The 9,500-nt window shown below is 71.6% G+C and carries 10 protein-coding genes; 9 read left to right on the forward strand and 1 reads right to left on the reverse strand.

The features are described 5' to 3' along the window. The first annotated feature begins 51 nt into the window (after window positions 1–51). Window positions 52–1,017, forward strand: a complete 966-nt coding sequence (locus ACFW1I_RS04700) for a pirin family protein (protein ID WP_384666031.1) — start codon at window positions 52–54, stop codon at window positions 1,015–1,017. A gap of 301 nt (window positions 1,018–1,318) precedes the next feature. On the opposite strand, the gene ACFW1I_RS04705 is transcribed toward ACFW1I_RS04700, so the two are convergent. Further along, entirely contained in the window at window positions 1,319–1,504 is a 186-nt protein-coding gene (locus tag ACFW1I_RS04705) for a hypothetical protein (protein WP_384666033.1), read from the reverse strand. A 985-nt stretch (window positions 1,505–2,489) separates the two neighbouring features. On the opposite strand from ACFW1I_RS04705, the gene ACFW1I_RS04710 reads away from it, so the two are divergent. From ACFW1I_RS04710 to ACFW1I_RS04745, 8 genes are all read left to right on the forward strand, one after another. Further along, complete coding sequence (locus tag ACFW1I_RS04710; RefSeq protein ID WP_384666035.1) at window positions 2,490–2,750, forward strand: acyl carrier protein; 261 nt, start codon at window positions 2,490–2,492, stop codon at window positions 2,748–2,750. Continuing rightward, a complete protein-coding gene (locus tag ACFW1I_RS04715; RefSeq protein ID WP_384666037.1) occupies window positions 2,737–4,887 on the forward strand; it encodes a beta-ketoacyl synthase N-terminal-like domain-containing protein in 2,151 nt (716 codons plus the stop codon). The genes ACFW1I_RS04710 and ACFW1I_RS04715 overlap by 14 nt, the downstream gene beginning before the upstream one ends. Continuing rightward, complete coding sequence (locus ACFW1I_RS04720) at window positions 4,880–6,313, forward strand: class I adenylate-forming enzyme family protein (RefSeq protein WP_384666039.1); 1,434 nt, start codon at window positions 4,880–4,882, stop codon at window positions 6,311–6,313. The genes ACFW1I_RS04715 and ACFW1I_RS04720 overlap by 8 nt, the downstream gene beginning before the upstream one ends. Continuing rightward, a complete protein-coding gene (locus ACFW1I_RS04725; RefSeq protein ID WP_384666041.1) occupies window positions 6,307–6,870 on the forward strand; it encodes a phosphoribosyltransferase family protein in 564 nt (187 codons plus the stop codon). Before ACFW1I_RS04720 ends, ACFW1I_RS04725 begins: the two co-directional genes overlap by 7 nt. Before the next feature lie 3 nt (window positions 6,871–6,873). Beyond that, entirely contained in the window at window positions 6,874–7,569 is a 696-nt protein-coding gene (locus ACFW1I_RS04730; RefSeq protein WP_384666043.1) for a dTMP kinase, read from the forward strand. After that, the gene (locus tag ACFW1I_RS04735) at window positions 7,566–8,126 is read left to right on the forward strand and encodes a hypothetical protein (protein WP_384666045.1); all 561 of its coding nucleotides are present in this window, start codon (window positions 7,566–7,568) and stop codon (window positions 8,124–8,126) included. Before ACFW1I_RS04730 ends, ACFW1I_RS04735 begins: the two co-directional genes overlap by 4 nt. Window positions 8,127–8,129: 3 nt before the next feature. Beyond that, window positions 8,130–8,813, forward strand: coding sequence for an IMP cyclohydrolase (locus tag ACFW1I_RS04740; RefSeq protein ID WP_384666047.1), 684 nt, complete (start codon window positions 8,130–8,132; stop codon window positions 8,811–8,813). Between the two features lie 471 nt (window positions 8,814–9,284). Beyond that, complete coding sequence (locus ACFW1I_RS04745; protein WP_384666049.1) at window positions 9,285–9,419, forward strand: hypothetical protein; 135 nt, start codon at window positions 9,285–9,287, stop codon at window positions 9,417–9,419. Window positions 9,420–9,500 lie beyond the last annotated feature (81 nt).

A 9,500-nucleotide genomic window follows, 5' to 3' on the forward strand; every position in this document is an offset into this window, starting at 1 on the left:
TCCCGTGGATCCCCCATCGGATCTCCCCCCACCCGAGAGGTGTCGATCCCCATGAGCAATCTCGACCGCCAGGCCGAGCTCGCGGTGTGCGGTGGCCGCGGCTTCGTCGTCGCCGAGCCCGTACGCGAACTCCTCAGCCCCCGTCACGTCCAGCTCGGCGAGTCGACGGAGGTGCGGCGGCTGCTGCCGAACCTCGGCCGGCGGATGGTCGGCGCCTGGGCCTTCGTCGACCACTACGGCCCCGACGACATCGCCGACGCCCCCGGCATGCAGGTTCCGCCCCACCCCCACATGGGCCTCCAGACCGTCAGCTGGCTGCACGAGGGCGAGGTCCTGCACCGCGATTCGACCGGCAGCCTCCAGACGATCCGCCCCCGCGAGCTGGGCCTGATGACCTCGGGCCGGGCGATCTCCCACTCCGAGGAGAGCCCCCGGTCGCACGCCCGTTTCCTGCACGGCGCCCAGCTCTGGGTGGCGCTCCCCGACGCCCACCGGCACGTCGAGCCGCACTTCCAGCACCACGGCGACCTCCCCCAGGTCACGGCGCCCGGCCTCACCGCCACGGTGATCCTCGGCTCCCTCGACGGCGCGACCTCGCCGGGCACCACGTACACCCCGATCGTCGGCGCCGACCTCGCACTCGCCGCCGGCACCGAGACGGAGCTCCCGCTCGACCGGGACTTCGAGTACGCCGTCCTCGCCATGTCCGGCGAGGCCCACGTCGACGGCGTCCCCGTCCTCCCCGGCTGCATGCTCTACCTCGGCTGCGGCCGCACCTCCCTCCCGCTCCGCGCGGTCTCCGACGCGGGCCTGATGCTCCTCGGCGGCGAACCCTTCGAGGAGGAGATCGTCATGTGGTGGAACTTCGTCGGCCGCACGGACCAGGAGATCCGCAAGGCGAGGGAGGACTGGATGGCGAGCGACCGTTTCGGCGAGGTGAAGGGCTACGACGGAGACCGGCTCGATGCCCCGGAGGTGCCCCCGGCCCAGCTGAAGGCCCGGGGTAGGGTCCGCTGAACTGGGGTTTTCCCCTGCCGAGTCGATGCGCGGTCGCGGGCTGCCCGGCCCCTGCCCGTGGCTCTCGTCATGACTGCGGGAGGGGGTGTGCCGCGGCCCCTCTGCGCCGCGCGGTCGGCGGGCGCGCTTCCTGGCAAAGCTGTCAGGCGTCCCAGCGTGGCGCAGGGTGTGGCGGCGGGCCGTTGCGACGTCGTGGCCCGCGGCGTTCGTGAGGGCGTCTCCTCGGTCACCGCCCAGGGGCCGGGGTGGCGGACTGACGGGAGGGTCGGGTCGAAGGGCGTGGTGATCACCGGTGTCCTGTTCACCGGGCCCGGCGCCGTGACCGCGTACGGGTGAACGGACCCCGGTTCCCGTACGAGGGCATCGCGTCGGTCGGCATCACGTCCTCCGTCCTCGACGTGGCCGTGACCCGGCAGCCGAGGAGCACCACCCGGACCTGTGCTTCCGTCCGAACGGTGCGGCCGTCGCCGCCGGTTTCCTCCTGCATCCGGACATGGCCAGGGCGGGCGACCCCTTGGCGGGAGAGGCGACCTCCACGTCTCGGACCGTTGGAAGTGAGGTGATGCGTCGTCAGGATGGCGACGGTGGGCGGACGCTGACGAGAACGCCGTCGCCACCGGCGGCGCGCGGACGGCATTCGGCCTCAGTCGCCACTTGTCAGGACAAGAGGGCTCGGGACTTCCGCGGCACCCCTTCCGGAGGCGATCGGGAAGAGAGGCGCCTCGCGTTGATCTGTCGGACGGTGCCCGGTTCGGTCGAAGCGTCATGTATCAGCCATGGACGATTGGTTCGTGTGTAGTCGAACCGAAACCCCCGGTATCCCTAGGTGTGTTGGGGAAGAGGTGGGTGATCGGCGGTCGCATGGCCCAGATCACTGCGCTGACTTGGGCATATACCTCTGGCAAGTTCCAGACCGCTGTGCAATCATCAGAACCGCCAAGAGCGAGCGTCCCCTCCGTTTGGAGGAATCTACGGAGGCTCGGTCGGAACGGGGGTGTGGGTGACTGGCCGATTCTGGTCACCGAAAAGTGTGGAACCTCCCGTTGGTCGGTCGCGATGCAGCGGCCGCGGTCTCGTCGATCCCACGGCCAGAGGTGAAGTTCGCGTGCAGTGGCAGGATTTCGTGCCTTCTCTCGACTGCCGGCCGTACCGGTCGGTGACCGGCCGGGAGGCCACTCCGCCTCCCGGTGGCTGAGCGGCTCCTGCGTCGTGTCGCGAGGTGTCGAGGTCTCCGCGGAAAGCTCAGGCGGCCGACCGCCGGCAGGCGGCGCCTCGGATCCCCGTGGCGGAGTCGACGGGGTGTCTCGTCCGGTGCTTCGGCGTGCGGTTCGAACCTTCGCGCTCGCGAAGGAAGGTGATCGTTCACGCGCCGGTCGGCGTCAGAGGGTGCACCCGCCCCATGCGAGTGGCCGATCGCGCCGCACGCCGCCCGCTCGACAGTCAGTCCCGTCTTTCACTTTGGAGTAAGTGTCATGAACCCATCAGTCTTTGCTTCGCTCTGCGATGTGCTGCGCAAGCGCAGCGAAGAGCTTGCGGGACGTGACATCCAGGCGTCCGACAGCCTGGTCGACCTGGGCATCGACTCCCTCGAACGGCTGTCGCTCGCCGTGGACGTCGAGAACCTCTTCGAGCTGCAGATCGACGACGCGGACCTCAACGGCGTCAAGACCGTCGAGGACCTCGCGCTCCTGGTCGAGCGGCTGCAGCCGGAAACCGGACGTGAACGTGCCTGAGATCGTCGTCACCGGACTCGGCTGCGTATCGCCGTTCGGTGAAGGCGTCACCGCCTTCACCGCCGGGCTCCGCACCGGCCGGTCCAGCGAGTCGCCGCTGACCTTCGACCCCGCCGGTTACCGGAACTCGGGGGTCTACCACGCCACGGCCGCCGGGCTCTCGCCCGAGAGCCGCAACCGGCCCGCCGAGCTGGCCGAGAAGGCCCTCGCCGAAGCCTTCGCCCAGGCCGGACTGGCCTCGGGCGCCGTGCGCACCGCCGGTCTGGCGATGGCCTCGACCAGCGCCGGCTGGCACCTGCCCGACGAGACGCTGGTCCCCGCCGGCCCGGCGCTCGGTGCGGACGCCGACACACTCGTCCTGCGCAAGGAGGGGCCGGCGTACTGGCTGGCCGAGCGGTGGGGACTCGACGGGCCGCACGTCACCATCTCCTCCGCCTGCGCTTCCGCGACGGGGGCCCTCGCCTGGGCCGCCGAGCGGATTCGCGAGGGCGAAGCCCCGGTCATGGCGGCAGGCGCGGTCGACGTACTGACCGAGGTCGTCTTCGCCGGCTTCCACTCGATGCGGCTGCTCAGCGCGACCACCACGCGCCCCTTCGCCCGGGACCGGTCGGGCTTCGTCCTGGCCGAGGGTGCCGCGTTCCTGATCCTGGAGGACGCGGACCACGCGCGGGCCCGGGGCGCCGACGTGCTCGCGGTGCTCGCCGGGTGGGGCGCGAGCAGCGACGCCGCCCACATCACCACCCCCAGCGCGGAAGGCATCGCCCGCTCGCTGAGCGGCGCCCTGGCCGACGCGGGCCGGGAGCCGGAAGAGATCGCGGTCTACCACGCCCACGGAACGGCGTCCATGGCCAGCGACGCGGCCGAGGCGTCGGCCGTCGCCGAGGTGCTCCGTCCGTCCGGAGGCCGGATGACGGTGACGGCCACCAAGAGCGGCTGCGGCCACACCGAGGGCGCGGCCGGACTGTTCTCCGCCATCGCGGCGGTCGACGCCATCCGGACCTCCCAACTGCCGCCGGTCCTGGGTGTCGACGAGCCGGACCCCGCCTTCGAGGCGCTCGCCCTCGCCCACGGCACCGCATCGACCGGTCCCGTCGCCCCGGCGGTCGTCCACGCCTCCGGCTTCGGTGGCGTGAACTGCACCGTGGTGCTCGACCGTCCGGGTCGGCGGCGTGCCGACGGCCCCCCGCCCCGGCAGAAGGTCCTGGTGCACCTGGCGGCGCAGTCGTCCGCCGAACAGCCCCTGAGACTCGCCGCTTTCGGCGACCCCGCCGAGGACGCGACGCGTGACTTCGGAGAACCCCAGGCCCCGGCCTTCGCCCGCTCGCCCGCACCGGACCGGGTCACGGAACTGCTCGGCACCGCCGTGGGCGCGCTGCTGGGCGCCGCGGGACCCGACACCGCACGACACGTCCTCAGCGGCGGTCTGCTGACCGGCACCGCGTTCGGGGGCCAGGCGAACCACGGCCGGATGCAGTCCGCGATCCGGGGCCGCGGCGGCCGGACCGTGGACCCGCTGGACTTCGCCCGGTCGACCTTCAACGTGCCCGCCTCCCAGTGCTCGTCCGCTTTCGGCATCACCGGCCGGCTGGAGGCGTTCCTCGGGGCGACCGGTGGAGTGGAAGCGCTGCTCTCGGCTGCTGAGACCGTGACCTCCGGCCGTGGACAGGCCGTGCTCGCCGCGGGCTACGACGCCCCGGAGAACCGCCTGTGGCGGTACGAGAAGGACCCGGACGTTCCCGCCGCGGCCACGGCCCTCCTCCTCGGTACGCCGCAGGCGGCGTCGGCCGGCAGCGTCGTCGAACTCGCGGCCTTCCGCCGCGTCGCGCCGACGTCGAGGGCGAGGTCCGCAGCCGCGCTGCTCGCCGCGATCGCCGAGGTGGACCGGCGGGGCGCCGCCGACGAGGTGTGGCTCGACCCGGCCGGCCTGGAGGAGGACACGGTGTCGGAACTCCTGGCGGGACTGGCGTCGCCCCACGTCGTGGCGGTGTCGGAGCCCGGGGCGGCCTCTCCCCTCGACGGACATCTGCGGGCCCTGACGCGCCTCGTCTCCGGCGACCTCACGTCACTGACCGTCGTCACCACCGCCGAGTGCGCTCCCTCGGCCGTCGTGCGCTACCAGCGGACCGATCGTGCCTGACGCCTTCATCTCCCTGTTGACGGAGCACGCGCTGCGACGCCCCGACCGGCTCGCGATCGCCGATCCGAACGTCGAGCTGACCTGGAGTCAGCTTGCGGCGGCCGTGGCGAAACGGGCGCTGGAACTCCCCGCAGCGAACAGTTCCGAGCCCCCCGTCGTGGCCCTGCACCGGCCCAGTGACACGGCCTGGCTCATCGACGCCCTGGCGCTCCGCTCCCGGGGGCTGACCGTCGTCTGCTTCCCGCCCGCGATGCCCCGGCTCACGGTGGCCCGGCAGGCCGAAGCCTTCTCGGCCACGGCCCTGATCGGCGAGTCGAGCCAACCGCTGCCGGGCACGATCCGGTCGCCGCACGCCTGGTGGCGCGAGGCGTCGCTGGTGCACCTGACCTCCGGCACGACCGGCACCGCCATGGGAGTGCCGCGAAGCGAGGAGAACCTCCTCGACGAAGCGGAGTCCGTCGCCACCGGCCTCGAACTCGACGCCGAGACCCCGCTGCTGTGCGGCACCCCGGTCGCCCACAGCTTCGCCTCCGGGCTCTTCCTGGCCGCGCTCACGGTGGGCGCGCCCACCGTGGTGGTGCCCTCGTTCGACTCCGCGACGACGACGGACCTCGCCGAGCGGTACGCCCCGGCCGTGCTGTGCGGGACGCCGTTCGTCTTCAGGTCGTTGCTGCGCTCGCCCCGGGTCCGGGCCGGTGCGCTGAACGGCGTGCGGATGCCCATGACCGGTGGTGCCCCGCTGCACGCGGACCTCGCCGCCGACTGGCTGGCGACGACCGGCACCCCGCTGGTCCAGGAGTACGGCCTCTCCGAGGGCGGGATCGCGACCGTCAACCACACCCACGCCCGCGAGACGCCGGCCGCGGTCGGCCGTCCCCTGCCCGGCGTACGGATCACCGTCGTGGACGAACACGGGCGGGAGTCGGACACCGGGCGGACGGGGCGGATCCTCATCACCCGGAAGGGCAACCCGTCCTGCTACGTGGGACCGGACGGACAGCTCGTGCCGGTCCCCGGCGGATCCGACGCCCGGCCCGGGGCGGTGGACACGGGAGACCTCGGCCGTCTCGACGACGAGGGGCTCCTCCACCTCACCGGCCGCGCCAAGACGTTGATCAACGTCGCGGGCTCCAAGGTCGCCCCGCAGACGGTGGAAGCCGCCCTGCTGGAGCACCCGGACGTCCAGGACGCCGCCGTCATCGGTCTCGCCGACGCGACCCGGGGCGAGGTCGTCGCCGCGCTGGTCGAGGGGGATCCCGGGACGCTGCGACCCGGTGACCTCGCCGACCACCTGCGGAGCCGGCTGAGCTCCTTCATGGTTCCGCGGCGCTGGCACATCGTGCCCGCCGCACCCCGCACGGCCTCGGGCAAGCCCGATCTTCATGCCATCCGACAGTACTTCGAGAAGGGCGGCCCCACATGCTGAGAGATGTGTATCTCGGGGCAGATGTTCTGGACACCGGCTCCTACCTGACCACGGTCAACGAACTGTGCGACCAGCTTCCGGCCCTGCGGCCCGAACTGCTCTGGTACGTGACCTCGCACCTGAGGACCCGGGTCGACCTGGCCGGCGTCACCAAGGTCCTGGTGGAGGAGGAGAAGGGCGCCCCGATCGGCACCGCGTTCTCCCTGATGACCGGAGTGCCCCTGGCCATGGCCAGGCACTACCCGTACGAGTTCCCGAGCCGGCAGGTCGCCTTCTCCAGCGAGTACGACCGCAGCACGCTGAACGTCAACGGGATCGAGCCCGGAGACCGGGTCTGCATCATCGACGACACCCTCTCCACCGGCGGAACGGTCGCCGCGCTGATCGAGGCCGTACGGGACCTCGGCGCGGAGATCACCTCCGTGGCCGTGGTGGTCGAGAAGGCCGACAACGGCGGCCGTGAACTGCTCGAACGGGACCTCGGCGTGCCCGTCCACTCCCTCATGACGATCAAGGTGTCGCCCGACGCGGTCCATGTCGTCGAGGGGATCGCCTGAGCCATGACGACTCCCACCGACGCGGAGGCCCGGACCGCCGACGGCCTGGACCTCCCCGCCCTGACCCCGCTGACCACGCCCGGTCTCCTCCTCGTCGTGGAGGGCACGGACGGCGCCGGAAAGACCACCCTGATCGGGCGGATCGGGGAACGGCTCCGGGCCGAGGGCCACGATGTGCTCGACACCTTCCAGCCGACCCGGAGCGCCCGCGCGCACGAGGTCTTCCGGGGCTTCTCGGAGATCGGCGGCGCACAGCTGGAGCTCTACCGCGCGCTCTACCTGCTGACGCTCGGCGACCGGCTCTACCACGCTCACGCCGTGATGCTCCCTCACCTGATGAGCGGCGGCGTGGTGGTCTGCGACCGCTACCTCTACACCACGATGGCCAACATGCTGGCCCGCGGGCAGGAGTTCGAGCCCTGGTTCGTGGAGGCCGCCGGGCACCTTCCCCGGCCCGACCTGTCGGTCCTCGTCCACTGCCCGGTGGAGACGGCCGTCGCACGGATCCGCTCCCGCCCCGAGGAGGCGGAACGCCCCATCGACCTGGACCACATGAGCCGGGTGTACGCGGGCTTCCGGCGACTGGAGGCGGCCGGCTACCTGAGGGGCATCGATACGTCGGTGACCGGGATCGAGGCGACGTGCGACACGGTCCGGCAGTGGGCCGACGAAGCGCTCGCCGCGAAGGCGCAGCGGTGAGCCGACAGGCCGGCACCTTCGCCCGGAGACTGCATGAGGTCGACCCCTTCATCCAGGCCCGCCGCGGCGACGGAACCCTGCTCCACGACTACCTCGACGGCCACCGGATCCTGGGGGACCCGACCGCCCTCGCCATGGCCGCAGAGGCGATGGCCCTCCAGATCCCGGCCGAGGCCGACCACGTCGGCGGCGAGGCGGTGGCCGGCAGCGGCCTGGCGCTGGCCGTCTCGCTCGCGGCCCTCGACCGGGGGCGCTCGCTGCCCGCACGGACGCTGCGGCAGGAACCCAAGCAGCACGGCGTGGTCGGGATCCTGAGCACCGCCGTCCCCCCGGGCAGCACCTTCGCTCTGGTGGACGACGTGGCCGGCACCGGCGCCGCCCTGGAGCGGAGCACCCTTCGCCTACGGGCCCTGGGCCACCGCGTGGTAGGGGCGTGGGTGATGGTGGACCGCCGCAACGGCGCAGGCGAGAGACTGGCCCGGCTGGGCGTCCCGCTCAGCGCGCTACTGACGATCGACGAGCTCAGAACCGTGGGCTCTCACCTCGAAAAGGCATGACGCATGACAGACCTGAAGACCCTGCTGTCCTCGAACCCCTACCCCGGCCGGGGAGTCCTGTGCGCCCGAACCCTCTCCGGGGACGTGCTCGGCGGCTACTTCCTCACCGGACGCAGCGCCGCGTCGAAGGACCGGGCGCTGCGCCTCGTCGGCGATGAGCTGCTGGTGGGCCCGACCGAGGAGACGGAGCACGATCCGCTGCGCCACTACGCGGCCGCCCTGGCCACCCCCGAGTGGCTGGTGTTCGGCAACGGCGAGCAGGTCTCCGAGGTGACCGGACGGCTGCTCAAGGGCGCCTCGGCGGCCGACTCGCTCGGCGAGCTCGAGTACGAGCCCGACCCGCCGATCCGCACCTCCCGCATCACCGCGCTGCTCAGCCGTGACGGAGGTCGTACCGCGGTGCTCGGCGCGGCCCGTCCGAGCACCGGAACCCGGCTGACCACCAACGTCATGACCCTCACCGTCCGGGACCTCGAACCCGGGGAGGCGCTTCTGATGACCACGTACCGGTCGGACGGGCAGACCGTCGCCGTGGCCTCTCCCTTCGACGAGACCACGACCGGCTCGCACGACGCCGAGGGCCTGCTGGACGAGATCTGGTCCGCGCTGAATCCCGCGTACCGGGTCGCCGCGGTCGTCCTCGACCCGTCCCGGGGGCCGGCCTCCGCGGTGCAGCGGTCGATCTGACCCATCCTCCTTCTCTCCGGCCCCGTCCGCGGGGCCGGAGAATGCCTCCACTCTTTTTGTGCGCGGAATCGGCACGAGTTTTTCCGCGTTCGCTCGAAACCGGAGAAGAGAGTGTGCTTCGGCATGCCCGAAAACGGTTGCTGTCCGCGGTTTATCGAATCGCGAAAGACCATGATCTCCGGGTCTTGCGCATTTCATCGGAAGCCTGAAGGATGAATCCGGCTCTTGCGGTGAAGAGATGACGGACGACCTTTCCGGTCGGGTGGCCGTTTTTCCCGCAGGTGCCGTGGTCCGCTGAATATCCGATGCGTCGGTGCGCGGAAACAGTTGCGGGGTCACAGTGCCTCGGCCGCCGGCCCCTCGCCCCCAGATCTCGGCAGTCGCCGTCATTCTCGTGTGACTGCTGTGCGGGTCCATCCGGACCCAACGAGGCCCGCCCGCAAGGGCTTATCTCATGTGAGGAGGTGCGCAATGGAGAACGTGGACGTCATCGAGGTCGACGAGGACATCGTCGAGTTCGACTCCGCCGAGGAGAATGTCGCCAACATCGCCAACATCGCCAACATCGGCAACATCGGCAACATCGGCAACATCGGCAACATCTGATCACCAACCGCGGCCGGGGCCGGAAAGGCGCCGGCGCCGGGGGCCGTAGGGGCCGGTGGGCGATGGCACGCACACGGGGTG

The sequence above is a fragment of the Streptomyces sp. NPDC058955 genome (genome assembly GCF_042741435.1).
GTDB lineage: Bacteria > Actinomycetota > Actinomycetes > Streptomycetales > Streptomycetaceae > Streptomyces.